The sequence below is a fragment of the Cupriavidus sp. 01L415 genome (assembly GCF_056400065.1).
Map to the genome: position 1 here is coordinate 579,048 of NZ_JBFTSP010000001.1, position 24,839 is coordinate 603,886.

Genomic DNA, 24,839 nt, shown 5'->3' on the forward strand with positions numbered 1-24,839 from the left:
GATTTTCTGGATGGAGCACCAGCGTGAACCTGAAACAGCTCGAAACCGTGGCGTTGGTGGCACAAGTGGGCTCGCTGTCACGTGCGGCACGTTCGCAAGGGATTGCCCAGTCACTGGTAAGCCGTGCGATTGCCCAGATCGAGGCGGAATGGGGCGACCGACTGTTCGAACGAACCGGCCGGGGTGTGGTGCTGTCGGAATTCGGCCAGCGAATCTTCCCGCATGTCCAGTTGCTGCTGGCCCAGTCGGCACGGCTGCGCGACGAGGTCAAGGATGCGGCGGGCGTCCCGTTCGGGCAGGTGAGAATCGGCGTGCTGCCGTCAATGGCGCCACGCCTGATCCCGGCGCTGTTCGAGAACCTGCGCGCTACGGCGCCAGGTGTCCGCCTGCGCGTGGCCGAAGGCTTTAGCGGACAACTCGACGAGGAGCTGGAATCGGGCCATCTGGACCTCGCGGTCATCAACCGCTATGGTCCCGGGCCCCGCCAGGGAGAAGACGTGCTTGCGGAGGTCGCCACTTACCTGATTTGCACGCCCGGGCATCCCCTCGCCGGTGTGCCGACGGTGTCGTTCCGCAAGCTCGATGGCCTTCCGCTTGTCCTGCCGCCGGCCCCCAACGGTCTGCGGTCGATTCTCGACCAGCACGCGCGTCAGCTCGGCATCTCACTGGATGTGCCGCTGGAAGTCGAATCGCTGAATACGATGAAGGAGGTAGCGCTTTCGGGGAGCGCGTTGACGATACTTCCGATCCTCGCGGTCGATAGCGAAGTTGCCGCCGGACGTCTATGCGCAGTCGAGATTGTCGACCCGCGCTTGCCGCGGACCATTGCCATGGGCGTCACGCGCCATCATCCATTGTCCCGGGCAGCACGACTCGTTCTTTCTCGCCTTCATGACCTGGTGCCTGAAGTCGCAAGGAGCAGTACTGCCTAGCTGGATTGTGCATGGCATCCGCGCGATGACTGCGACGCTAATTTCGAAGAAACGCGGACCGGCAAGGTTTCGCGCTGCTGAGCCAGCCGCCGAGACCATTCTGCAGCGTAGCGCCGTCCTGGATCGCCAAGAGTTAGATGGCAGAGAAGGGGCGGGAAGCGACCATTACCGCTAGCTACGCCCCAGCTGACCGAGTTCAGCCAGTAACCGCCGTTTACTGACCAAGTGCGGTAACCAAACTCACCTCACTATGAAGTTGCTGTACCTCGGCAATTGATAGTGCATTCTCTGCTTCAAGCAGCGATCGCTGAACCTGAAGGGTGTCAATAAATGCTGACTCCCCCGCGCGCCAGGATTGGTTGATCTGCTCATACGCAGCGCGTGCGCTAATGGCTGACTTGCGCAGGCGCACGACACGATCCCGATTCCTGGCCGTTGCCGCGATAGCACCCTCAACGTCGTTGACCGCCATCAGCACGGTCGACCGATAGCGCTGTAGCGCCTGCTCCGCTTCGGCCTGACGCAGCAGGACGTTGCTGCGCCGGCGTCCACCGTCGAAGATCGGCGCAGTGGCGCCGGCACCAAAGGCCCATGCCAGGGAACGCGCGAGTCCGGCACCAGAGAGGCCGTCCGCCGCCGCACCAATGAAGCCAGCCAGTTGCAGATGCGGCAGCAACTCTGCCCGCGCCACACCCACGCGCGCGTAGGCCGCTACCACGGCAGCCTCCGCCGACTTCACGTCCGGACGCTGTCGCAGCAGATCGGCAGGCGTGCCGACCCCTGACGGCGCCGTCCAGTGTGGCATTGCCGCCAGGGCATCCATCTGCGCATAGACGTCCTGTGGTCTGGAAGCCGCAAGTATCGACAGACGATGCAGGGCATTCTGCCGCTCGAGTTCGAGAACGGGGAGTTCCGCAAGCGTTGCTTCCGCCTGGGCATCTGCACGGTCCACATCGGCAACAGGGATAGCACCGGCATCGAACAACTGCCTTGTGAGCCGCGCTGTCTCCGTCTGACTTCGCGCATTGTCGCCAACCAATGACAGACGATGCTCCAGACTACGCACCGTCAGGTAGGTCCGCACCACCTCGCTCGTGATGGCCAGCCTGACTGCGCTGGCCATCTCGGTCGCCGACAGGACGTCCGCTTCTGCGGCCGCCACGTTCTGACGAATGCGGCCGAACAGATCCACTTCCCATGACGCACCCAGCCCACCCTCGAAGTTGTTGTTGACGTTGGCGATGCCGGAGCTTGCCTGCGAATCGGACTGGCGTCGTCGACCGGCGCTTGCGCTCAAGTCAACCTGGGGCAAGCCGGCGGACGATGCCCCAAGGCGAATGGCTCTGGCTGCATCGATGCGCGAGACTGCCAGCTTCAACTCGAGGTTCCCGGATTGCGCCGCATCGACCAGTTGATTCAACACTGGATCGTTGAAGCGTTGCCACCAGTTCGCCATGTCTGGCACGGCGCCAGCCTGCGCCAGCGACTCGTTGACATAGTTGCTGGCCAGCGGCAAAGGCGTTGGCGTGATCGCCTCCGGTGTCGCGCATGCCGCCAGCAAGACACCACTGGCGGCGAGCGCCGAGATCAATCGTATGAATCTCATTTTCCTGCCTCCTGCGCCATGCTCGTCATTGAGGCCGCCGACTTCCCCGCACCCGCAAGGTTTCGCACGACGACATAGAACACTGGCGTAAAGAGCAGGCCGAAAACGGTGACGCCAATCATGCCGAAAAACACCGCCGCGCCTACCGCCTGGCGCATTTCCGCACCGGCGCCTTCCGAGATGACCAGCGGCAGCACACCGAGAATGAACGCCAGCGACGTCATGATGATCGGTCGCAAACGCTGCTGGCAGGCTTCCACGACCGCCTCCACGACCCTGGCACCTTGCATCTCGAGCTGCCGCGCGACCTCCACAATCAGGATGGCGTTCTTTGCAGCCAGGCCTACGAGCACGATGAAGCCGATCTGCGTAAGGATGTTGATGTCCTGCCCCATCGCCCGCACACCAAGCGAAGCAGCCAGCAGGCACATCGGTACGATTAGGAGAATCGACACGGGCAGGCTCCAGCTACCGTACTGAGCTGCCAGCACGAGATAGACCAGCAGCACGCACAGCGGGAACACCAGCAGCCCCGCATTGCCCGCAGTTTTCTGCTGATAAGACAGGTCGGTCCACTCGAACGTGATGCCTGGCGGCAGCACTTCCGCAGCCAGTTTTTCCATGGTGCTGATCGCGTACTCCGAACCCAATCCAGGCAAAGTATCGCCGTTGATCTCGGTGGCGGGATAGAGGTTGTAGCGCGGGGCACGGTCCACACCCAGTCGTTCCCGAACGTGCGCCACGGTGCCAATCGGTACCATCGCCCCATCGTTGTTACGAACCTTCAGGCGAGCCAGGTCGTCCGCAGTGATTCGGAATGGCAAGTCCGCCTGCGCGGTCACGCGATAGGTTCGACCCAGAATGTTGAAGTCATTGATGTAGGTCGAGCCGAAGTACGTCTCGACAGCGTCATTGATCTCCTGGCTCGCCACGCCCAGCATCTCGGCTTTCTCGCGGTCCAGTTCCACGAAGACTTGTGGTGTCGCGGCAGAGTACGGGGAATACACCCCGACCATCCCCGGCGTCTTGTTGGCCGCCGCAATCAGGTCCTCGGTCGCCTTCGCCAGTGCCGTAGTGCCCAGCCCGTTGCGATCCTCCAGCCGCATCGCAAAGCCCCCCGTACTGCCGAGACCCTGCACCGGCGGCGGCATCGCTACAACAATGGAAGCCTCCGTGATGCTTGCCAGGCGTTGGCGCAGATCGGCCGCGATCTTCTCGATGGTCAGGCCCAGCGGCTTGCGCTCCTCCCACGGCTGGAACACAGGGAACAAGCCGGCATTGCTTGCCGAGTTTGTACCCGTCGCGGCGGACACACCCGAGAACACGGGCACACGGGCCACCCCTGGCACCTGGAGGGCGATGTCTTCCACCTTGCGCGCCACGGCGCTGGTACGCTCGAGCGTCGCACCATCCGGCATGCGGATCAGCACCACCACATAGCCGCGATCCTGAGGCGGGATAAAGCCCTTTGGGGTGGAGATCATCAGGTACACCGTTCCCGCGATTAGCAGCACATAAAGCACGAGCATGGTCGGCGTGATCGCCACCACACGACGCACGAGCGCGGCGTAGGCGGTGGACAACCTGTCGAATCCGGCGTTGAAAGCCCCGGCTAACCGCGCGACCCGCGCACGTAGGCCGCCCAGTTGGGACACACCCCCACGGCCGTGATCGTCTTCTTTCTTGTGAGCCTTCAGGATGGCTGCGGAAAGCGCTGGCGCCAGCGTCAGTGAACTGAACAGCGAAATTGCCGTCGATACGGCAATCGTGATGCCGAACTGGCGGAAGAACTGACCCGAAATACCGGTAATAAACGCCGTCGGCACGAACACCGCGCACAGCACCAGCGTAATCGCGAACAGCGCGCCCCCCACTTCCTTCATGGTCAGCAGCGTGGCTTCCTTCGGCGTGGCGCCAAGGGCCAGGTGTCGCTCGACGTTTTCCACGACCACAATCGCGTTGTCGACCACAATGCCGACAGCCAGCACCAGGCCAAACAGCGTGAGGTTGTTGATCGAGTAGCCAAGCATCGCCATGACCGCGAACGTCCCGACCAGCGATACGGGAATCGCCAGAATCGGGATGATCGACGGTCGCCAGCCCTGGAGGAACACCAGCACCACGAGAACCACCAGTACCACCGCTTCGTAGATCGTCTTCACGAGTTCGCGAATACTGTCGCCGATGAACTCCGTGGGGTTGTAGCCGATGTTATAGACAATGCCTTTCGGGAATTCCTTGCTGATCTCCTTCATCTTCTTCTGGACGGCATCCATCGTCGCGACGGCATTGGCGCCCGGGCGCTGCAGCACCTGAAGTGCAATGGTCGGATTGCGCAGCATGTAGCTGTCGGTCGAATAGGCGAGAGCTCCAACCTCCACACGAGCAACGTCCTTGAGGCGTACCACGCGGCCGTCGTTGCCCTGCTTGACCACGATGTCACTGAACTTCGCCGGCTCCTTCAATCGGCCCTCGAAGATCAGGTTTGGCTGGAAGGCCTGGTCCGTCACGGGCGGCTGCGCCACAACCCCGCCGGCCACCTGCGTGTTCTGCGAGCGCACCGCGGCGATCACGTCGCGCGGGCTCAGATTGAACGATGCCACGCGTCCCGGATCGAGCCAGATCCGCATCGAGTACTCGCGTGCCCCCAGTGGGTTGATGTCTCCTACACCATCGATGCGCTTGAGCGCATCGGACACGTTGCGGATCGCGTAGTTGGATACGTAGAGCTGGTCATAGCTCTTGTCCGGGGAGTACAGGAAGATCGTTCCCAATTGTGTGGGCGAAGACTTTCGAACCGATACGCCACTGCGCTGCACCGGCTCCGGCAGGCGTGGCGTGGCTAGCGCCACACGGTTCTGCACCAGCACCTGCGCCTTGTCCACATCGGTTCCGGGCTTGAACGTTACGGTGAGGTTCAGGCCACCGTCCGAGGTAGCCTGACTGTACATGTACATCATGTCCTCGACCCCGTTCACCTCGAGTTCGATGGGAGTCGATACCGTCTCGGACACGGTCTCGGCAGAGGCGCCGGGATAGCTGGCCTGAACGACTACGGTAGGCGGTGCAATCTCCGGATACTCGGATACTGCGAGCGAAAAATATGCAAGCCCGCCAACAATGGTCATGACAATGGACAGCACGATGGCCAGCACCGGCTGTTCGACGGAGATTCGGCCGATGTTCATGGCTTGACTCCCCTGGAAGCCTGCAGATCATCCTGCCTTGCGGCAGCGCGTGTAGTGACCTTGACCATTTCTCCTGGCCGCACGCGCTGGGCGCCTTCGACGATGACGTTCTCGCCCGCCTTCAGCCCTGTGGAGACTTCGCGCAGATTACCAAACAGTCTGCCAAGCTCGACTGGCCTGACTTCCACGGTCTGGTCCGGCTTGACGATATAGAGCACGCGTCGTGTTGCATCGGTGGCAACGGCCACATCCGGCACCAGCAGGGCCTGGTGTGCACCATTCCCCGCGACATGCGCCCGGCCGAACTGACCCGGCGTCAGTTTCAGTTGGGGATTCGCCAACCGCACGCGCTGCCTGAGCGTGCCGGTGGAGTTGTCCAGGCGGTTGTCAATAAAATTCATGCCACCGACCAGGGTCGGTTGCGTATCGCCTGGCAGGGAAATCCTGACTTCGCGAGCCGTTGCCTGGCCGCCGCCAGCATCTCGCGTATAGCGCAGGTAGCTTTGCTCATCGACATCAAAGTAGAAATCGATGGGGTCCTGCGAAACGATGGTCGTCAGCAACGTCGCACTGGTATTGCCGCCCGTGATCAGGTTTCCTTCACTCACGAGCTTGCGGCTGATCCGGCCGGACATGGGTGCGGTAATGCGAGTGAACGACAGATCGAGCTTTGCGCGGGACAAGACGCCCTCGGCACTGGCCACTTCCGCCCGCGCACCCTGTACCGCCTGCTCACGCTGGTCAAACAGGCTCCTGGCAATCGTGTTGGTACTGATCAGCACCCTGGCGCGTTCGTACTCCTGCAGACTCAGGCTCAGTTGCGAGCGTGCCCGGGCGAGCGCGCCTTCCGCCTCCGTCACAGTCGCCTGGAATGGCCGCGGATCGACGACAAAGAGAAGGTCACCCTTCTTTACAATCGCCCCATCCTTGAAGGCAATCTTCTCCAGATAGCCGCCCACGCGTGATCGGACTTCCACCGTATCGATGGCCTCGAACCGCCCGGTAAAAGTATCGACGTCGGTCACCTGCCGAACCACAGGCTGGCTCACCACCACTGCCTGGGCGGCAGGTTCGGCGGTGGCCTCGGACTTGCAGCCCGTAACGATCGCGACCACGCTCAGCGGCAGGATCGCGGCGAGTACCACCCTCTTCAACGCACCGGCGTTCAGTCGTTGCTTCATGATTTCCCCTCTTCAGAACCAGTGAGGGAGCACCGGCCAGGTACTCGCCGGATGCTCCCCTCAGCAGCCCTTCCGATATCAGACGGTTGTGGCGTGGACGTGGTTGTCGTCTTTCCGGGCAGGCGGTGCCGACACGCCCGTACGGTCCATACCAGCCAAACGTGCACCATCCGTGAAGGGGCTGACTTCGCGTGCGCCGTCAGAAAAGACATCCCGCTGGCGGGACGGATCTGCCGAAGGACCGGTACGGTCCATTCCGGCGATTTGCGCGCCATCTGTGAACATATCGACCTGGCGATTGCGGTCATCGTTGGTGTTCACGGTCGTGCGTGCCCCATCGACAAAGGGACTACGGTCCCGCAGAACATTGCCGTAACCGGCCTGCGCATGGGCTTGACTGCCGAAGAACGCTGCCAGAAGCGCGGCGGAAATCACAAGGATCTTGGTATTCATGAACATCTCCATTCGAGAAAGGTGTGGAACTTCGCATTGAGCCGCTGACACGAACATCTCCGTGTCGTCGGCATGCAGGGGTTCAACACCAGGGCTCGCGAGCCGACAGGGCGAAGTATGGACAGCGACAGTCGCGAGAAAAACCCGCGAAGGAACAGAAATGATTTGAATCCCAGGCAACAATCCGATCACCTTGATCGCGCGCACGCAGGGCAAGCCGCGCAGCCGATCGGAAGCATCGGGGCCGCGATCGTTGATCCTGGCGCAAGGATCATTTGCAGAAGCCCGGGTTTTTCGAGGCAGGAACCATGCCGACAATCGCCTCATAGCCTGACAGGTGCGATCCGACGTCGTACCGGATGGCATCACTCAGATGAGGAAAACGATCCGTCATATGGCAAACGCATTGGAAACACTGACTTCCGGCAGCTTCAGTATCGGTGTGGAGCTGCCACTGGATAACGATTGGACGCCGGCTGGCCAGGCCGCCCGCCAGCGCGATGGTCGACTGCCCGGCGAGCCTGATCTTGCACATCACGACGAATTGGCACGCCTGGCGGATCGCGCCGGCTTTCGTGCGCTCTGGGTCCGCGATGTACCGCTCTACGACCCCCAGTTCGGCGATGCCGCCCAGGTCTTCGAAGCCTTCTCCTACTTGGGATATCTGGCCGGCATCACCGATCGCATACTGCTTGGCACGGCTGCAGTCGTGCTGCCCATTCGCGATCCGCTCTTGACGCTGAAGGCGGCAAACACACTCGATCACCTTAGCAATGGCCGTCTCTTGCTTGGCGTAGCGAGTGGCGACCGGCCGGTCGAGTACCCCATCTTCGGTCGGGATTTCGAGAACAGAGGCGTCAACTTCCGGACGCAGGTATCGATGCTGCGCGACGGCGCATCTCATCTTCCTTCCGGCGTCACGCTGCTGCCACGTACGCGGGGCGCGTTGCCCTTGCTTGTCGCAGGCCTGGCACAACAGACGGCAAACTGGGTCGGACAGCACATGGACGGGTGGCTTGCCTATCCCGGCACGCCTGAAGACCATGTCCGGCGCAGCGGCTTGTGGCGCGGTGTCGCCGGCAACAAGCCCTACATCACGTTCATCCACCTGGATCTACTGGCCAACCCAGACGCACCGATGCAACGCCACCGTTTCGGTGGCGCCGTGGGGCGCAACGGCCTTGTGGCGGAGCTTCACGCCATGCGCGAGGCAGGCGTCAATCACATTGGCTTGCACTTCCGTCGCAATCAGCGGCCCGTAAAGGACGCCATGGAAGAGATCGCTGCTTACGTGCTGCCGCACTTCCATTCGGACGATCCAATTTCACGCCATGCTTTCGAGGTGGCATAACGGCATCGGGGCTTGGCCACTCACAGAACAATGCCAGCCACGGGCCACACGCTGCCCGCCCCTACTCCATCATGAAAACAACGCTCGACGAGTTACTCACATTCACCGTGGTGGTGGATTCTGGCTCCATCACCGCAGCATCCGAGCAACTCGGACAAACGGTATCAGCCGTCAGTCGCGCGCTCGGCAGGCTGGAGGACAAGCTGGCGACGACGTTGCTTCGCAGAACCACACGTCGGCTGGAGCTCACGGAGGAAGGTGCTGCCTTCCTTACACACGCTCGCCATATCCTCGAAGCCGTAGACACCGCGGAAGAACAAATGGCGATACGCAGGCTGAAGCCTGCGGGAAAGCTCCGGGTAAATGCCGCGACGCCCTTCATGCATCACGGCATCCTGCCAAGGATTGGCGAATTTCTGAAGCTATACCCGGAAATCGAACTGGAACTGAACACCAGTGATCAAATCATCGACCTTCTGGAACACCGAACAGACGTTGCCATCCGGATCGGCACACTTCGGGACTCCACGCTTCACGCAAGGTTGCTATGCACTAGCCAACTCAGGCTGCTGGCGAGCCCTGCCTATGTCAAGGCGCATGGAACCCCAAAAGATTCGGCGTCTCTCGTCAATCACCGTCTGCTGGGTTTTACGCACCCTGAATCGCTCAACCAGTGGCCAGTACGCGATGAACACGGCGATTTGCTTCAGATCGAGCCAACCATCAGGGCTTCGAGCGGCGAGACGTTGCGACTGCTGGCGCTAGCTGGCGAGGGTATCGCTTGCCTCGCCGATTTCATGACGGATGCGGATCGAGCCAAAGGGGATTTGGTCGAGCTCCTGCCGAGTCATGCTATCGAGATTCGGCAACCCATTCACGCGGTCTACTATCGAAACACACAACTATCCCATCGCATCGCGTTCTTCATTAACTATTTGAGCGAAACTCTAGCCAACAAATAGCAACAATTTCATAGAAGAATTCTGGTGACCTTCACCAGCGGCACTCGGATGACCGCGTTTCGGCCGGACCTGTCACTCGCATCAAGGTGGCCGGATGTCCCAGAAGGGTCGAGGGTGTGTGAAAACGTCCCGATCACCTAGACTGGATCAACGCATTCAGATTGGGGGCCCGGATGAAGCGATTCATAGAGGGAGAAGACCGCAAGCAAGCTACGCTGCTTCCAAAATGCCTCGATGACTTCATCGCCGAGGACAACCCCGCCAGGATCATCGACGCGTTTATTGAAGAGTTGGATCTCGAGTCGCTCGGATTCGAAGGAGCCAATCCTTCGACTACAGGTCGCCCCTCATATCATCCGGCCGTCCTGTTAAAGATCTACATCTATGGTTACCTCAACCGGATCCAGTCCAGCCGCCGCCTGGAGCGCGAATGCCAGCGCAATATAGAGCTGATGTGGCTGACCGGTCGATTGGCGCCGGACTTCAAGACGATTGCTGACTTCCGCCGGGATAACGGAACCGGCATTCGCAATGTCTGCCGACGCTTCGTAGTTCTGTGCCGCGATTTAAAGTTGTTCTCACAGGCCCTAGTTGCCATCGACGGCAGCAAGTTCAAGGCAGTCAATACACGGGACCGCAATTTCACTACCGGCAAGGTCGACAAGCGCCAGCAGCAAATCGAGGAAAGCATCCAGCGATATCTGAGCGCGCTGGAGACTGCGGATCGCACGCAGCCAGCGGAGATAGAACTCAAGACAACTCGACTGCGCGAGAAGATCGTGCAACTGCGTCAGCAGATGCATAGCCTTGAACAGATAAAGGAAGAGCTCAAGACGCTGCCAGATGGTCAGATCTCGATGACCGATCCTGATGCGCGCTCGATGGCGACGAGTGGCAAGGGCTCTGGAATGGTCGGCTACAACGTACAGATGGCCGTGGATGCCAAGCACCATCTGATCGTCGCCCATGAGGTCACCAATATTGGCAGTGATCGGGCGCAACTCAGTTCGATGGCTCGAGCCGCTCGCGATGCGATGGGTAGGACCAAGCTTAAAGCCATAGCTGATCGTGGCTACTTCAGTGCGCAGGAGATCAAGGCGTGCGCGGATACTGGCATTACTGCCATCTTGCCAAAGCCAGCAAGGTCCAGCGCGAAGGTGGGAGGTCGATTCGTTCGGGCAGACTTCATCTACGTTGCCCGAGATGATGAATATCAATGTCCCGCCGGTGAACGTGCGATATACCGCTTCACCAGAGAAGAGCATGGACTGCGGCTTCGCCGCTATTGGAGTAGTGCTTGTCCTCAGTGCACCATCCGGTCTCAATGCACGCCTAGTCCGTACCGGCGCATCTCCAGATGGGAGCATGAGGAAGTGCTGGAGGCCGTCCAGCGCCGGCTCGACAAGACGCCGGATGCAATGACGATTCGTAGGCGAACCGTCGAGCATGTCTTCGGAACCTTCAAACATTGGATGGGCTACACGCACTTCCTGACGCGCACGCTACCGAATGTAGGTACTGAAGTGAGCCTTCATATTCTGGCGTACAACCTGAAGCGCGTCCTTTGAATTCTCGGGTTCTCGAAAACAATGAAGGCCATGCGCCTGGTGGGTGCGTAAGCACTCATTTGCGCTCAAAAAATGGGCCGATGAACCCCCTCAGGGGTCCATTAGCGCCGTTCGCACCCGTTTCGACGTCGTCCCTGACCAGATTGGCCGAGAATTCGATAAGGGGGGGCTGCGCCTCGGACAGGGCGAGCAATGGTGCAATTCAAGTGACGTTTCCACACAGCCTCGGTCGTTCCGAGACGACCCCTCACCCCGCAAATCAGCGAAGAGCCTTTTCTGGCCCTTCTTTTCCGTCAAGGCCGCTTGCCGAAGCTCGCTGTCTCCTTCGTCCAGCGCCGGGCCTGTTCGCTGAGGCTGAACCCCAGGCCCGGCCGGTCCGGCACCACCATCCGCCCGTCGCGCAGTTGCAGCCGCTCGTTGAACATCGGCTCCAGCCATTCGAAATGCTCGAGCCATGGTTCGCGCGGATAGGCGGCGGCAAGGTGCAGGTGGATCTCCATCGCGAAATGCGGCGCCAGCCGCAGGCCCTTGAAATCGGCCAGGCTCATGATCTGCAGGAACGGCGTGATACCTCCCACGCGCGGGGCATCGGGCTGGACGAAGTCGCAGGCGCCGGCCGTGATCAACTGCGCGTGTTCGCCAAAGCTCGTCAGCATCTCGCCGGTGGCGATGGGCGTGTCGAGCGAGGCGGCCAGCGCCGCATGCCCTTCCATGTCGTAGGCATCGAGCGGCTCCTCGATCCACACCAGGTTGTAGGGCTCCAGCGTCCGACCCATGCGTTGCGCCGTGGCGCGGTCCCATTGCTGGTTCGCATCGACCATGAACGGGAACGCGTCGCCCAGATGTTCGCGCACGGCCTTGACGCGTCGCAGGTCCTCCGCGGTGTCGGGCTGCCCCACCTTGATCTTGATGCCGCCGATGCCGTTGTCGCGCGACTTGTCGATGTTCTTGAGCACCTGATCGAGCGGCATCGACAGATAGCCGCCGGACGTGTTGTAGCACTGCACCGAGTCACGATGGGCGCCGAGCAGCTTGGCCAGCGGCAGCCCCGCCCGCTTTGCCTTCAGGTCCCAAAGCGCCACGTCGAACGGTGCGATGGCTTGCGTGGTCATGCCGCTGCGCCCCATCGACGCCCCCGCCCATAGCAGCTTGTTGAACAATCGGCCGATATCGCTGGGATCTTCTCCGATCAGCTCGGGCGCGATTTCCTGGGCATGGGCGAACATCCCCGGGCCGCCGGCGCGTTTGGAGTAGCCGAAGCCCATTCCGGTGTGGCCATCCCGCGTGGAGATCTCCGCGAATATGAAGGCGATCTCGGTCAATGGACGTTGGCGGCCCGTCAGTACCTTGGCATCGCTGATCGGTGCGGCCAGCGGCAGGATGACCAGAGACAGGTCGATGGAATCAATGCGGTCTGAAGTGGACATGGTTTGCGAGAGAAGGAATGAACGTTACTCGGCCTTGATGCCGGCGGTCTGGATTACCTTGGTCCAGCGATCCGTTTCCGCCTTGATGAAGGAGGTGTAGTCGTGCGAGTTGGAAGCCACGACTACAAAGCCGTTGGCTTCGAGCTTGTCCCGCACGGCGGGTTGCCTGAACGAGGCGACCATCGCCGCCTCGAGCTTGTCGACGATCGGCTTGGGCGTACCCTTCGGCGCTGACAGACCCACCCACGACACCGCCGTGAAGCCGGGGAAGCCCGATTCCGCCACGGTGGGGACATCGGGGAACAGCACATTGCGTTGCTCGCTCGTGACAGCCAGTGCGCGCAGCTTGCCCGCCTTGACATACGGCAGCACCGCATCCTGATTGACGAACATGGTCGGGATCTGCCCGGCAAGCACATCGGTCAGCGCCGGGCCACCACCGCGATACGGAATGCCCACCATATCGAGTTTGGCCGTCTGCCGCAGCAGTTCCATCGCCAGATGGCCCGAGGAGGCATTGGTCACGCCGTAGTTGACCTTCCCCGGGTTGGCCTTCACGTAGGCGATGAATTCCTTGAAGGTCTTGGCCGGAACGGATGGATTGACCACCAGCACATTCGGCCCCGATTCGAGCTGCGAAATGTGGATGAAGTCTTTCGAGGAATCGTAGTTGGGCTTGGGCGTCATGCCGTGGGCGATGGCATTGCTGCCGATGCCCGAGAGCAGCAGCGTGTAGCCGTCGGCCGGTGCCTTGGCCGCTTGCTCCGCACCGATGGTGCCGCCCGCGCCTCCCTTGTTTTCCACGATGAACGGCTGCTTCAGCGCCTTGCCGAGCTGGTCGGCGATCAGGCGCCCCATGATGTCGCTGGTGCCACCAGCGGGGAATGGCACGATGATCCGCACGGGGCGGGAAGGCCAGTTATCGGCAGCCTGCGCGAATGCGCCAGGCAGTGTGCAAAGCGTGGCGACGGCCGTGACCGTGCACGCCGCGAGAAATCCTCTGCGGTGCAGCATGTTGTCTCCTGATTGTGAATGGCCCGCTTTGTGAAGGCTCTTGCGGCGCGGGCCCGATGTCGAAAACGGTTCCGCGCTAGTCGACCACCCCGATCGGCCAGGGCACGAATTCATTGAGGCCCACGCCCTGCGCTTCGCTCCGGGTCGCTTCGCCGGACGCGTGGCGCAGGATCTGCGCAAAGATGCGCTCGCCCATTTCCGCGATGGTGGCGTCGCCGTCAATCACGACGCCACAGTTGATGTCCATGTCGTTGACCATGCGCGTGTACATGGGCGTGTTGCTGGCCAGCTTGATGGTCGGCGCGGGCACGGAGCCAAAGCACGAACCGCGGCCCGTCGTGAAGCAGATCAGATTGGCGCCACCGGCGATCTGGCCCGTCGCGGAAACCGGGTCGTAACCGGGCGTGTCCATGAAGACCAGGCCATGCTGGGTCACGGGTTCTGCATAGCGATAGACTTCCATCAGCGGCGCATTGCCGCCCTTCTTCGCGCCACCCAGGCTTTTTTCCAACACATTGGCCAGGCCGCCGGCATTGTTGCCGGGGCTCACGCGGCCATTGATCTGCGTGTCGCGGCCCTTGTTGTAGTCAAGCCACCAGTCGATGCGTGCCACCAGCTTCTTGCCGACCTCGGGCGTCACCGCGCGCGCGGTCAGCGTGTGCTCGACGCCAAAGATCTCGGAGGTCTCGGACAGGATCGCCGTGCCGCCGTGCCGGATCAGGATCTCCATCGCGGCACCCAGCGCGGGATTCGCGGACAAGCCCGAGAAGCCGTCCGAGCCGCCACATTGCATGCCGATCATGATGTGCTCGGCGGACACCGGCTCGCGTCGTGCCGTTTCAGCCTGCGGCAGCATCTCGCGCACCAGTTCCACGCCTGCCGCGATGGCGCGACGCGTGCCGCCCGCATCGGCGATGTTGAGTGTTTTCAGCATCGGGCCGGTCTGCAACTGCTGATGCGCGAGGAAGTCGTCAAGGTCGTTGTGTTCGTCGCCGAGTGCGATCACGAGCGCGCCCGCGGTATTCGGGTGGCGGATGTAGCCACCGAGCGTGCGGCGCAGCAGATCCATCGGTTCCCCGCTGCGCTCCATGCCCGCCCCCTGCTCGTGGATGTAGGGCACCACGCCGTCGACGTGCGGGAAGCCACGCAATGCCTCGGCATCGAACGAGCTGGCGATCTTGCGTGCAACGGTGGCGCCGCCATGGCCCACCACGAAGATGCCGATATAGTTGCGCGTGGCCACCCGCCCATCGGCGCGCACGATACCCTGGAACGTCGCACGCTCCGCCTGCGGCACGACGTCCGTGGCGCGATAGTCCATCCCGTGGCGGTAGTCCTTCTCCAGGTCGCCAAACGCAATGTTGTGGCTGTGCATCCAGGTGCCCGGCGGCAGATCTTCCGTCGCAAAGCCGATCACCGTGTTGTATTTCAGGACCGGCTCGCCCCTCGCGATGAAGCGCGCGGCAATCTTGTGGCCCGACGGCACGTCATGCAGCGTAATCAGGTTCTCGGACGGAACGGGCGTTCCGGCGGGAACCTCCATGCGGGCCACCACGACATTGTCGAGAGGGTCGAGCCGGATGAAGGGATTGCGGTTGGTGTTCATGATGTTGGCGAATATCGGTGGCGTGGCGGCGGACGTGGTGGTGGCGATCATGCGAGCACACCGATAGGCAAGGGGACGAACTCGTTCTCCCCCACCCCAAGGTCTTCGCTGCGCGTCTGTTTTCCCGATGCGTGCGCAAGAATCTCGGCGAAGATGCGCTGCCCCATGGCCTCCACGGAGATCGCCCCGTCGGCAACGGGCCCGCAGTCGATATCGAGATCGTCTTGGAACTTCGCATACAGCGCACTGCTGTCCGCCAGCTTCAGCGTGGGCGTTGGCAAGGCACCAAACGCCGTGCCCGTGGCGGTGGTCACGCAGATCAGGTTGGCGCCCGCGGCGACCTGGCCCGTCGCGGATACCGCAACATAGGCCGGCGCATCCATGAAGACGAGTCCGTGCGACGTGACCGGCTGCGCGTACGCGGTAACCGCTTCCAGCGCGGTGTGGCCGGCGCGTTGCAGGCCGGCAGCGGCGATCCCGGCCGAGCGCGTACTGGCCGGCTTCAGTCGTGTGTCGCGGCCCGCGTGATAGCTGCGCCACCAGTCGACACGCGCCTGCAACGCCGCTGCAACTTCCGCCGACGCAGCGCGTGCAGCCAGGTCCGCGCCACTTTGCACGACATCGGCGGTGCCAGAGAGCAGCGCCGTGCCGCCGACGGCCACCAGCAGATCCACGGCGGCACCCAGTGCGCGATCGGCATGCGTGGCAACGGTGCCTTCGCGGCCAGCCGTTTGCAGGCCAACCGTCAGATACGCCGCCGACACCGGTTCGCGGCGGCAGTCGTCTGCAATGGGCAGCATCTGCTGGATCGCGGCGATCCCCGCCTCGATCGTATTCGCCGTACCGCCCAGCTCCTGCATCACCAGCGTCTTGAGCAAGGGGCCGGCTACCAGTTTCTCCTGCTCCATGAAGCCATAGATACTGTTGCGCTCGCAGCCCAGGGCGATCACGAGGCCGCCGGCGATGTTGGGATTGCGCAGCGTGCCGGCGATGGTCCGGCGCAGCAGGTCCATCGGTTCACCGGTCATCTCCATGCCACAACCAATTTCATGGACGAATGGCACGACGCCATCGACATTGGGAAAGGTGGCAAGGCGCGCTTCGGCGAACCAGTCGGCGATCTTGCGGGCCACGGTCGCGCCGCAGTTGCCAACCACGAACACGCCCAGGTAGTTGCGGGTGGCCACGCGGCCGTCGGCCCGCACGATGCCGTCGAACGTGGCCTGCTTCACCGTATCTGCCTGGAGGATGAAATCTGACTGCATGGGTGTCTCGCGATGTCCGTCTTGTCGTGTTCCCGTGGGTCGACACGGCGGCAGACGATTCTCTGTGGATCTGTCGTGCTTCCATTCTTCGAGAAGCTCACGGACAATACAAGCCGTCCGCACGCCCGGCGCGCAGCGCGTCCCAGCCATTGGGACGGAATGCCCGGTCGGCACGGCAGACCCGACGGGAACGACACTTTCCGCATCGCACCACAGACTCCATGCCTACCGATTCGCCCTCGCACACCAGCGGCAGCAAGATGATCGACGTGGCCCGGATGGCCGGCGTGTCGCGTGTCACGGTATCCCGCGCCATCAGCCACCCCGAGCTCGTATCGCCCGAAACGCTCGCGCAAGTGCAGGCGGCCATCGCCCAACTCGGCTACGTGCCGAACCTCAATGCAGGAAGCCTGGCCACGCGTCGCTCGCGCATCATCGGCGCCATTGTTCCCACGCTGTCGAACGCATGGTTCGCGGAGACCATGGATGGGCTGGGTGAGGTGCTCGAGGCACGCGGCTACCAGTTGCTGCTGGGGCAGTCGCGCTACCGCGACGCCGGCGAGGAGGCGCTGATCGATACCTTCATCGGCCGTCAGGTCGATGCACTGGTCCTGACAGGTGTCGACCATGGCGACGCGGTGCGGAGAAAGCTGCGGGCCTTCGGCAAGCCGGTGGTCGAGACCTGGGACCTGACCGATGACCCCATCGACATGGTGGCCGGGTTCTCGAACGAAGGCGCGGGGGCGGCTGTGGCGCGGTATCTGGCGGAACGCGGCTATCGGCATCTCGGCTTTCTCGGCGCACACGAACATCGCGCCAACAAACGGCTGGCAGGCTTCCGCAGCGAAGCGGCCAGACTGGGCCTGCCCGACATCGACGCCGAGGTGGTGGCGCCCCCTTCGACCATCGACGATGGCGCACGGATGCTACGGGTGCTGGTGGCACGTTCCCCCGAACTGCGGGCTGTGTATTGCAGCAATGACACCCTCGGCGTTGGCGCCCTGCTGGCATGCCGCCAGGAAGGCTGGGCCGTTCCAGGGCGGATGGCCGTGGTGGGCTTCTCGGACCTGGCCATCGCTTCGGCAAGCCAGCCTGCGCTATCGAGCGTGCGGGTGCAGGCGCGTGAAATGGGCCGGCAGGCAGCGCGCATGCTGCTCGCCCGCCTTTCCGATGTTGCCGACACACCGATGCCCGCAGTAGCCGATCTCGGCTTCAGCGTGATCGGCCGCGAAAGCAGCTAACGCCCGCCTGGCGACTCGCGCCAGCCTCAGGCCCTGCCCGGCGTCGACCAGGCACCGGCGGCCTGCAAGAGGCCACGCGTATACCCGAGCGCAAACGACATGAAGCGCTCACGGTTCTCGTCGAGGTCTGAAACCGGCACGTGATCGGGACACAGCGGGCCCTGATAGCCGCCGCGCTGATAAGCCTTGATGGCCTGGAACATATCCACATCGCCTTCGTCGGGAAACACTTCCTGGAAGTCCAGGTATCCGCCACGAATATTGCGAAAGTGGACCATGAAGATGCGGCCCGTCGACGCAAACTCCTCGATCACCGGAATCATCGCCTCGCCGGGCTCCGTGAACATCTCGGCCACGGTGCCCTGGCAGAAATTCAGGCCGTGGTTCTTGCTCGGGCTCAGCGCCAGGAACTTGCGGATGCCGTCGGCCGATCCCACCACGTGCTCGATACCGTTCAGCCCACCCACCGGATAGGCGGGATCATGCGGATGGCAGGCCAGTCGCACGCCAGCGCGATCCGCTGCCGGCACCAGACCCTCCACCAGGAACTCGATGGCGTCCCAGCCGGCCTTTTCCGTCACCGGCGGCACATCGCGCGCCATCTTCTGGCCGCACAACATTGCACTCCGCGCATCCCCCTCTTCCTGGTTGGTGGGATAGCCCACTCCCCAGTACGAGTGCTTGCGATCCTCCTCCGGCGAATATTCGGCATAGACAAAGCCCGAGTTCCGTGCGCCCCCTCGGCCCGGCTTCAGGCCCGTGCGCGTGATGCCCACCATCTGCACGTTGTACTTGAGGCACGTGATGCCCGCGTCGGCGGCCTTCTGGATGTTCTGCGCCAGTACATCACGCTGCTTGCGGGCGCTGTCGAGATCCACCAGCGCGTCGAGCAGGATCGATTCCACGTCCAGTGCGAACACATCGAGCCTGAGACCGAAGCTCTCCACCCACTTGCGATAGTCGGCCAACTTCGACGCGTCCCACGCGCTGACCCCGCCGGACGCCGAGACAAGGTCGGTGCCGCGATTGTCGAGCACCACGCTTTCCACGCCGAGCTGCGTGGAAAGCGTGAGGCGTCGCGCATCGGGGTTGAGCAATTGTTCGCTGATATACATGAGACGTCTCCGTTACTTCCGTTAGCGGGTTGGTGGGGGAACGCGTCCCCGGGCCAGCCACAAATCTTCAAATGAACACGTGTTCATTGTTGCCGCTACGGGCTGGAGCGGCAAGGAGCGCTGGCAGCACCCTCTGCTGCGAGGGCGCCGTTTGTCCCACTGTGTGGGACGCTTTCCAATGCTCGGCGAATCCAGCCTTTCCCGATGTGCACGTGTTCACTACGATGCGGCCAGGTAGCCCGAAACAGCATGTCACGGGCACGACAAGATCTATTCGGAGACGCTGTATGTCCGCTTCACATCACCCGGCTGCCCCTAAAGCCGGCTTCCATCGCTACATCACCCTCGCGCTGATCACCATCGTGCTGGCACTGAGCACAGGCGACCGCGCCACGCTGTCGGTGGCCGGTCCGCATATGTCGAAGGATCTTGGTCTGGACGCCGTGCAGATGGGCTGGTTGTTTTCTTCGTTTGCCTGGGCCTATGTGCTGAGCCAGGTGCCAGCCGGCTGGCTGGTCGATCGCATCGGCGCGAAGGCAGCGATCACGGCCGGCCTCCTGCTCTGGTCGGCCACCACCTTGCTGATGGGTGCCGTCCACTGGTTCAGCTTCGCGTTTGCCGCGCTGCTGGTGCTGCGCTTCCTGCTCGGTGCGATGGAGTCTCCGGTGGGCCCGGCCTCTGGGCGCGTCATCGCCGCGTGGTTCCCGGCATCCGAGCGAGGCGTGGCAGGCGCCATCTTCAACAGCGCCCAATACCTTTCACTGGTCATCTTCACACCGCTGATGGGCTGGCTTGACCACCAGTTCGGCTGGAACCACATCTTCACGGTGATGGGTGGCCTGGGCATCCTGCTGGCGCTGGTCTGGATGCGCAAATATTTTTCGCCAGCCGAGCATCCACGCGTGTCGCCAGCGGAAATCGCACATATCGAGGCGGGTGGCGCACTGGTCCACCTCGGCGGCAAGCGCAGCAGCGATACAGCCGCGCCGCGACTGGGCGATCTCGGGCAACTATTTCGCAGCCGGATGCTGGTGGGCATCTTCATTGCGCAGTACTGCATCACGTCGATCACGTGGTTCTTCGTGTCGTGGTTTCCGAGCTATCTGGTCAACGGGCGCGGCTTCTCGATCCTGCAAGCGGGCTTCGTTGCCGCCGTGCCGGCCATCTGCGGCTTCATCGGCTGCGTCTCCACGGGTTTTGTTTCGGATGCACTGCTGCGTCGCACGGGTTCGCTCACGCTCGCACGCAAGCTGCCGATCACCGTGGGCCTGCTGCTAAGCGCCAGCATGATCGCCTGCAACTACGTCAATACCGACTGGCTGGTGATCGCGCTGATGAGTCTCGCGTTCTTCGGCAAGGGCTTCGGCTCGCTCGGCTGGACTGTCGTGGCCGACACGGCGCCGGCGCGTATCGTCGGCAGCACGGGCGGCGTGTTCAATGCCGTGGGCAACGTGGCGGGCATCGTCACGCCAATCGTCATCGGCTACATCATTGCCGAGACGCACTCGTTCAACGGCGCGCTGGTCTATGTCGGCGCCCACGGCCTCATCGCGATCCTCTGCTACTGGCTCGTGGTAGGCCGCATCGAGCGCATGGAGTTGGCCGGGGAAGCTGCCCCGCGCAGGCCGGACTCATCCCCTCAGCGAGTCCATGGCTTCGGCGCTACGGCCACCGACGCCAAATCGTCCGCATGACGCGCAACCGAGAACATCATGGCTGAACTGAAGACGCTGCGCAGCGAGCGCTGGCTTGGGCGAGACGACTTTCGTACCTTCAATCATCGCTCCCGCGTGATGCAGATGGGCTACGACAAGAAGGATTGGGAAGGCAAGCCGGTCATTGCGATCCTGAACAACTGGTCGGACTACAACCCCTGCCACATGCATTTCAAGCACCGCGTGGAGGAGGTCAAGCGCGGCGTCCTGCAGGCGGGCGGATTTCCCCTCGAAATTCAGACGGTATCCCTGGGCGAGAACCTGATCAAGCCATCCGCCCTGCTCTATCGCAACATGCTGGCGATGGAAGTCGAGGAAATGATTCGCGCCTATCCGGCCGACGGCGTGGTGCTGATAGGCGGTTGCGACAAGACTACGCCCGCGATGCTGTTGGGCGCCACCAGCGCCAACCTGCCGAGCATCTTCCTGCCGGCCGGGCCGATGCTGCGCGGCAACTGGGGTGGAAAGACGCTCGGCTCCGGCTCCGATGCGTTCAAGTACTGGGACGACAAGCGCGCCGGCATCATCAGCAACGATGAATGGGACGCCATCGTCGGTGGCATCGCCCGCAGCCACGGCACCTGCATGACGATGGGCACGGCCAGCACCATGACCGCGATTGCCGAGGCGCTTGGCATGACACTGCCCGGTGCCTCGTCGATCCCCGCCGTTGACGCCAGTCACCAACGCATGGCCACCAACGTGGGCCGGCGCATCGTCGAGATGGTGGCCGAGGACCTCCGCCCCTCGCGCATTCAAACGCGCGACGCCTTCCTGAACGCGATTACGGTAGCCATGGCGATGGGATGCTCCACCAACGCCATCATCCATGTCATTGCCCAGGCGCGCCGCGCCGGCCACGACATCGGCCTGAACGATTTCGACCGTATCAGCCGCGAGATTCCGGTCATCGCCAATGTCAGGCCCAGTGGCACCAGCCAGTATCTGATGGAGGATTTCTACTATGCGGGTGGGCTGCCGGCGCTGATGAAGACGCTGGGCGCGTACCTGCGCACCGATGCATTGACCGTGACTGGCAAGTCGATCGGTGAAAACATCGCCGATGCGCGCGTCTTCAACGATGACGTGATTCGCCCACTTGGCAACCCGGTCTATGCGGAAGGGTCACTGGCTGTACTGCGTGGCAACCTTGCACCCGACGGCTGCGTGATCAAGCCGAGCGCGATGAGCGAGAAGTTCCTCGTCCATCAGGGGCCGGCCATTGTCTTCGACGACTATCCCAGCCTGAAAGCCATGCTCGAAGACGAGCACGCCGACATCACCGCGGATCATGTGATCGTCTTGCGCAATGCTGGCCCCAAGGGCGGCCCCGGCATGCCCGAGTGGGGCATGATTCCGATCCCCCAAAAGCTCCTGAAGCAGGGAGTGCGCGACATGCTTCGCATTTCCGATGCACGCATGAGCGGCACGAGTTACGGCGCCTGCGTCCTGCACGTGTCGCCCGAAGCGTTTGTCGGTGGGAACCTGGCGCTCGTGAAGACCAGCGACCTCATCGCGATCGATGTGCCAAACCGACGCATCGAGCTCAGGGTTTCGGACGAGGAACTGGCACGGCGCCGCGCGACGTGGGAACCACCAAAGCCTCGTTTCGGACGCGGCTACGGATGGATGTTCACCGAGCACATTCTCCAGGCTGACGAAGGGTGTGACATGGACTTCTTGCAGACATCGTTTGGCGAAACCGCGGGCGAACCGGACATTTTCTAGATTCGCCACATCCCATACGCGACTCGCATCAATCCCGAAAGGCAAAGACCTCCCGATGGAGAGGAGGTCTCGTCAGGGCCGCGTCAGGCGGCAGCGCGTTCCTCGTAGAACGGATAGTCGATGTAACCGACGTCCATACCGCCAAAGAACGTGTCGCGGTCGTAGTGGTTCAGTGGCAGCCTGCGGCGCAGCCGTTCGGGCAGGTCGGGGTTGGCAATGAAGTGGCGACCGAATGCCACCAGGTCGGCGTCGCCCGCGGCGATGATCGCTTCGGCGTTGTCGCCGTTGAAGCCTCCTGCGGCGATGATCGTCCCGCTATAGAACTTGCGGATGAGTTGCGAGGCCACGGGGTTCGGGTTCCTGGATTCGTCGTCGGATTCCCCGCGCACACGCGGCTCGATCAAGTGCAGATAGGCGAGATCGAGCTTGCCCAGTTCGGTGGCCACGTAGGTGAACAGGCCTTCGGGGTCGCTATCGGACATGTCGCCAAACGAGCCGCTCGGGCCCAGGCGCACCGCAACCCGGTCACTACCCCAGACAGTGATCAGTGCCTGCGTGACCTCGAGCAGGAAGCGCGCGCGGTTCTCGAACGAACCGCCATAGATATCCGTGCGCTTGTTGCTGCCGTCCTGCAAGAACTGGTCGAACAAGTAGCCATTGGCGCCGTGTATTTCCACGCCGTCGAATCCGGCTTCAAGGCCGCGCTCGGCGGCGCGACGGAAGCTTTCAACGAGCTCCGCAATTTCCTCGATCCCCAGTGCACGATTCGGCGTGGTGGGCGTCCAGCCCGACTTTGTATAGGCCACGCCGCCGTGAGAAATGGTCGATGGGCCTACCGGCTGGGCACCGTCGGGCTGTACTTCGGAATGCGACTGGCGACCTGCATGGTATAGCTGCAGGAAAATCTTGCCGCCCCTGGCATGCACGGCTTCCGTGACCAGCCTCCAGCCGGCAATCTGGCTGTCGTCATAGAGACCTGGTGCGCCAAGGTAGCCGTTGCCATTGGGAGCAGCGATAGTCGCCTCACCGATCAGAAACGCCCCAGGTGAGGTGCGCTGGGCATAGTACTCGGCCATGAGCGGGCCGGGGATCGCACCCTCCTCTGCGCGCATGCGTGTGAGCGGCGCCAGCACGACGCGGTGCTTGAACTCGTAGGCACCAACCTTGACAGGTGTGAACAGCCTGGACATCGATAACTCCTGCTTGTGATGGAATGGACGTGCGTGCCAGGGGCACGCGACAAGGACAATGTACGCAAGGATGGAAGGCTGAAAATCTCGGTCCGGCTCCGAACACTTCGGACTTCCGTGTCCGAAATCGGGATGCAGATCAGCCCGGGGACAATGGCGAGTGGCGAGGCAATGGTGGCCATCAAACCGGCGTGCCCGGCGATGGGTCCGGGCATTTCAGACAGAAAATTCCAAAGTGGAGATGTGCCGGCGAAGTACGACCGGCCGCCGCGAGTCCCCTTTGCAGGGATCAGCCAGCGGAGCGCGACTTTGCAGCCTTGCGTTCCGTCGCGCTGTCCGGGAACAGGTGCTTTGCCATGTAACTGACAAACACCCGGATCTTCGGCGACAGATGTCGGCCGGATGGCCAGACCGCACGAAACGCCTTGCGGTCGGTGGCATAGTCGGGCAGCACCGGCACCAGCCGGCCATCGGCGAGTTGCTGCCGCACGAGGAAGTTCGGGATATAGGCGAGGCCGAGTCCCTGTTCGGCAAACGCGATCAGCGGCTCGACGGTATTCGCGGTAAGCAGCGGTGGCAGGTCCATTTCCAGCACGTTGTCGCCGTCGCGCAGCAGCCAGCGATCGACCTTGCCGGTCGATGGGAAGCGATGCAGCAAACAGGCGTGCTTGCGCAGATCGTCCGGCACCTTGGGTACGCCGCGTCGCGACAGGTACACGGGTGACGCCACGATCAACGGCGTGTAGTAACCGAGCGCGCGCGTCATCAGCCTGGAATCCGTGGCTTCGCCGGTGCGGATCACCACATCGAACCCCTCGTCAATCACATTGACCATGCGGTCCGAAAAATCGAGTTCGAGCCGTATGTCGGGATAGTCGCGCACGAATGAACTGAGTACCGGCGACAGCAAGGTCTCGACCAGTGGAATGCTCACACGCAGCCGCCCTTTCGGGGAGGACGCCGCAGACAATTCCGACTCCGCGGCCTCAAGCTCATCGACGATGCGCAGGCAACGGCTCAGGAATAGCTGCCCCTCCGGCGTCAGCGTAATGCTGCGCGTGCTGCGATGAAACAACCGGACACCGAGCCGCTTTTCCAGCCGCGAAATGGCCTTGCCCACGGCTGACGACGAGATGCCCAGTTGCCTGCCTACTTCGCTGAAATTGCGAAGCTCCGCAGCCCTGACGAAGGCATCGACGGATCCAAGTCTGTCCATGGCGCATTAGGTATGGGTTATCGGAGGATTGGCTGCCTTCGTCCAGGCAATCCCGTGCTCAACCGGCAGCCATCCTCTCGT

18 protein-coding genes are annotated in these 24,839 nt (G+C 62.5%); 7 read left to right on the forward strand and 11 right to left on the reverse strand.

What is annotated here, in order from left to right:
* The first annotated feature begins 23 nt into the window (after positions 1 to 23).
* The gene (locus tag AC1DOX_RS02695; protein WP_441617838.1) at positions 24 to 932 is read left to right on the forward strand and encodes a LysR family transcriptional regulator; all 909 of its coding nucleotides are present in this window, start codon (positions 24 to 26) and stop codon (positions 930 to 932) included.
* Between the two features lie 214 nt (positions 933 to 1,146).
* Here AC1DOX_RS02695 and AC1DOX_RS02700 read toward each other — a convergent pair whose 3' ends face one another.
* From AC1DOX_RS02700 to AC1DOX_RS02715, 4 genes are all read right to left on the reverse strand, one after another.
* Positions 1,147 to 2,538, reverse strand: a complete 1,392-nt coding sequence (locus AC1DOX_RS02700) for an efflux transporter outer membrane subunit (RefSeq protein WP_477101380.1) — start codon at positions 2,536 to 2,538, stop codon at positions 1,147 to 1,149.
* The gene (locus AC1DOX_RS02705; protein ID WP_441617842.1) at positions 2,535 to 5,726 is read right to left on the reverse strand and encodes an efflux RND transporter permease subunit; all 3,192 of its coding nucleotides are present in this window, start codon (positions 5,724 to 5,726) and stop codon (positions 2,535 to 2,537) included. Before AC1DOX_RS02705 ends, AC1DOX_RS02700 begins: the two co-directional genes overlap by 4 nt.
* The gene (locus AC1DOX_RS02710; RefSeq protein ID WP_441617844.1) at positions 5,723 to 6,907 is read right to left on the reverse strand and encodes an efflux RND transporter periplasmic adaptor subunit; all 1,185 of its coding nucleotides are present in this window, start codon (positions 6,905 to 6,907) and stop codon (positions 5,723 to 5,725) included. Before AC1DOX_RS02710 ends, AC1DOX_RS02705 begins: the two co-directional genes overlap by 4 nt.
* A gap of 78 nt (positions 6,908 to 6,985) precedes the next feature.
* Positions 6,986 to 7,360 (reverse strand): hydroxyquinol 1,2-dioxygenase, encoded by a 375-nt coding sequence (locus AC1DOX_RS02715; protein ID WP_441617846.1) that lies wholly within the window; start codon positions 7,358 to 7,360, stop codon positions 6,986 to 6,988.
* A gap of 394 nt (positions 7,361 to 7,754) precedes the next feature.
* Here AC1DOX_RS02715 and AC1DOX_RS02720 point away from each other — a divergent pair, with 394 nt between their 5' ends.
* The 3 genes from AC1DOX_RS02720 to AC1DOX_RS02730 all read left to right on the forward strand — a co-directional run bounded on the left by AC1DOX_RS02720 (position 7,755) and on the right by AC1DOX_RS02730 (position 11,241).
* Positions 7,755 to 8,711: a TIGR03571 family LLM class oxidoreductase gene (locus tag AC1DOX_RS02720; RefSeq protein WP_441617848.1), complete on the forward strand. Its 957-nt coding sequence runs from the start codon at positions 7,755 to 7,757 to the stop codon at positions 8,709 to 8,711.
* 71 nt (positions 8,712 to 8,782) lie between these two features.
* On the forward strand, positions 8,783 to 9,673 hold the full coding sequence (locus AC1DOX_RS02725; protein ID WP_441617850.1) for a LysR substrate-binding domain-containing protein: 891 nt from the start codon (positions 8,783 to 8,785) through the stop codon (positions 9,671 to 9,673).
* Between the two features lie 173 nt (positions 9,674 to 9,846).
* Complete coding sequence (locus tag AC1DOX_RS02730) at positions 9,847 to 11,241, forward strand: IS1182 family transposase (RefSeq protein WP_441617852.1); 1,395 nt, start codon at positions 9,847 to 9,849, stop codon at positions 11,239 to 11,241.
* Between the two features lie 293 nt (positions 11,242 to 11,534).
* Here the strand turns inward: AC1DOX_RS02730 and AC1DOX_RS02735 are convergent, their stop codons facing one another.
* The 4 genes from AC1DOX_RS02735 to AC1DOX_RS02750 all read right to left on the reverse strand — a co-directional run bounded on the left by AC1DOX_RS02735 (position 11,535) and on the right by AC1DOX_RS02750 (position 16,553).
* The gene (locus AC1DOX_RS02735; protein ID WP_441617854.1) at positions 11,535 to 12,668 is read right to left on the reverse strand and encodes an L-talarate/galactarate dehydratase; all 1,134 of its coding nucleotides are present in this window, start codon (positions 12,666 to 12,668) and stop codon (positions 11,535 to 11,537) included.
* A 24-nt stretch (positions 12,669 to 12,692) separates the two neighbouring features.
* Positions 12,693 to 13,682, reverse strand: a complete 990-nt coding sequence (locus tag AC1DOX_RS02740) for a Bug family tripartite tricarboxylate transporter substrate binding protein (protein WP_441617856.1) — start codon at positions 13,680 to 13,682, stop codon at positions 12,693 to 12,695.
* Between the two features lie 76 nt (positions 13,683 to 13,758).
* The gene (locus tag AC1DOX_RS02745) at positions 13,759 to 15,288 is read right to left on the reverse strand and encodes a UxaA family hydrolase (RefSeq protein ID WP_441618048.1); all 1,530 of its coding nucleotides are present in this window, start codon (positions 15,286 to 15,288) and stop codon (positions 13,759 to 13,761) included.
* A 47-nt stretch (positions 15,289 to 15,335) separates the two neighbouring features.
* Positions 15,336 to 16,553, reverse strand: coding sequence for a UxaA family hydrolase (locus AC1DOX_RS02750; RefSeq protein WP_441617858.1), 1,218 nt, complete (start codon positions 16,551 to 16,553; stop codon positions 15,336 to 15,338).
* A 221-nt stretch (positions 16,554 to 16,774) separates the two neighbouring features.
* Between AC1DOX_RS02750 and AC1DOX_RS02755 the strand changes: the two genes are divergently transcribed.
* Positions 16,775 to 17,794 carry a LacI family DNA-binding transcriptional regulator gene (locus AC1DOX_RS02755; RefSeq protein ID WP_441617860.1) on the forward strand — a complete coding sequence of 340 codons (1,020 nt, stop codon included), beginning with the start codon at positions 16,775 to 16,777 and terminating at the stop codon, positions 17,792 to 17,794.
* Between the two features lie 26 nt (positions 17,795 to 17,820).
* On the opposite strand, the gene AC1DOX_RS02760 is transcribed toward AC1DOX_RS02755, so the two are convergent.
* Positions 17,821 to 18,909, reverse strand: coding sequence for a mannonate dehydratase (locus AC1DOX_RS02760; RefSeq protein ID WP_441617862.1), 1,089 nt, complete (start codon positions 18,907 to 18,909; stop codon positions 17,821 to 17,823).
* 287 nt (positions 18,910 to 19,196) lie between these two features.
* On the opposite strand from AC1DOX_RS02760, the gene AC1DOX_RS02765 reads away from it, so the two are divergent.
* Both AC1DOX_RS02765 and araD read left to right on the forward strand, forming a co-directional pair.
* Positions 19,197 to 20,603 carry an MFS transporter gene (locus AC1DOX_RS02765; RefSeq protein WP_441617864.1) on the forward strand — a complete coding sequence of 469 codons (1,407 nt, stop codon included), beginning with the start codon at positions 19,197 to 19,199 and terminating at the stop codon, positions 20,601 to 20,603.
* A gap of 18 nt (positions 20,604 to 20,621) precedes the next feature.
* On the forward strand, positions 20,622 to 22,352 hold the full coding sequence (gene araD / locus AC1DOX_RS02770; RefSeq protein ID WP_441617866.1) for an L-arabinonate dehydratase: 1,731 nt from the start codon (positions 20,622 to 20,624) through the stop codon (positions 22,350 to 22,352).
* Between the two features lie 83 nt (positions 22,353 to 22,435).
* Here araD and AC1DOX_RS02775 read toward each other — a convergent pair whose 3' ends face one another.
* Together AC1DOX_RS02775 and AC1DOX_RS02780 are read right to left on the reverse strand one after the other, a co-directional pair.
* Positions 22,436 to 23,542 carry an alkene reductase gene (locus AC1DOX_RS02775; RefSeq protein ID WP_441617868.1) on the reverse strand — a complete coding sequence of 369 codons (1,107 nt, stop codon included), beginning with the start codon at positions 23,540 to 23,542 and terminating at the stop codon, positions 22,436 to 22,438.
* Between the two features lie 289 nt (positions 23,543 to 23,831).
* Entirely contained in the window at positions 23,832 to 24,758 is a 927-nt protein-coding gene (locus AC1DOX_RS02780) for a LysR family transcriptional regulator (RefSeq protein ID WP_441617870.1), read from the reverse strand.
* Positions 24,759 to 24,839: the final 81 nt, after the last annotated feature.

Excerpts from the sequence above, each read along its gene's own strand:
- AC1DOX_RS02700 (WP_477101380.1), bottom strand. The coding sequence starts at position 2,538 with ATGAGATTCATACGATTGATCTCGGCGCTCGCCGCCAGTGGTGTCTTG.
- AC1DOX_RS02705 (WP_441617842.1), bottom strand. The coding sequence starts at position 5,726 with ATGAACATCGGCCGAATCTCCGTCGAACAGCCGGTGCTGGCCATCGTG.
- AC1DOX_RS02710 (WP_441617844.1), bottom strand. The coding sequence starts at position 6,907 with ATGAAGCAACGACTGAACGCCGGTGCGTTGAAGAGGGTGGTACTCGCC.
- AC1DOX_RS02715 (WP_441617846.1), bottom strand. The coding sequence starts at position 7,360 with ATGAATACCAAGATCCTTGTGATTTCCGCCGCGCTTCTGGCAGCGTTC.
- AC1DOX_RS02720 (WP_441617848.1), top strand. The coding sequence starts at position 7,755 with ATGGCAAACGCATTGGAAACACTGACTTCCGGCAGCTTCAGTATCGGT.
- AC1DOX_RS02725 (WP_441617850.1), top strand. The coding sequence starts at position 8,783 with ATGAAAACAACGCTCGACGAGTTACTCACATTCACCGTGGTGGTGGAT.
- AC1DOX_RS02730 (WP_441617852.1), top strand. The coding sequence starts at position 9,847 with ATGAAGCGATTCATAGAGGGAGAAGACCGCAAGCAAGCTACGCTGCTT.
- AC1DOX_RS02735 (WP_441617854.1), bottom strand. The coding sequence starts at position 12,668 with ATGTCCACTTCAGACCGCATTGATTCCATCGACCTGTCTCTGGTCATC.
- AC1DOX_RS02740 (WP_441617856.1), bottom strand. The coding sequence starts at position 13,682 with ATGCTGCACCGCAGAGGATTTCTCGCGGCGTGCACGGTCACGGCCGTC.
- AC1DOX_RS02745 (WP_441618048.1), bottom strand. The coding sequence starts at position 15,288 with ATGAACACCAACCGCAATCCCTTCATCCGGCTCGACCCTCTCGACAAT.
- AC1DOX_RS02750 (WP_441617858.1), bottom strand. The coding sequence starts at position 16,553 with ATGCAGTCAGATTTCATCCTCCAGGCAGATACGGTGAAGCAGGCCACG.
- AC1DOX_RS02755 (WP_441617860.1), top strand. The coding sequence starts at position 16,775 with ATGCCTACCGATTCGCCCTCGCACACCAGCGGCAGCAAGATGATCGAC.
- AC1DOX_RS02760 (WP_441617862.1), bottom strand. The coding sequence starts at position 18,909 with ATGTATATCAGCGAACAATTGCTCAACCCCGATGCGCGACGCCTCACG.
- AC1DOX_RS02765 (WP_441617864.1), top strand. The coding sequence starts at position 19,197 with ATGTCCGCTTCACATCACCCGGCTGCCCCTAAAGCCGGCTTCCATCGC.
- araD (WP_441617866.1), top strand. The coding sequence starts at position 20,622 with ATGGCTGAACTGAAGACGCTGCGCAGCGAGCGCTGGCTTGGGCGAGAC.
- AC1DOX_RS02775 (WP_441617868.1), bottom strand. The coding sequence starts at position 23,542 with ATGTCCAGGCTGTTCACACCTGTCAAGGTTGGTGCCTACGAGTTCAAG.
- AC1DOX_RS02780 (WP_441617870.1), bottom strand. The coding sequence starts at position 24,758 with ATGGACAGACTTGGATCCGTCGATGCCTTCGTCAGGGCTGCGGAGCTT.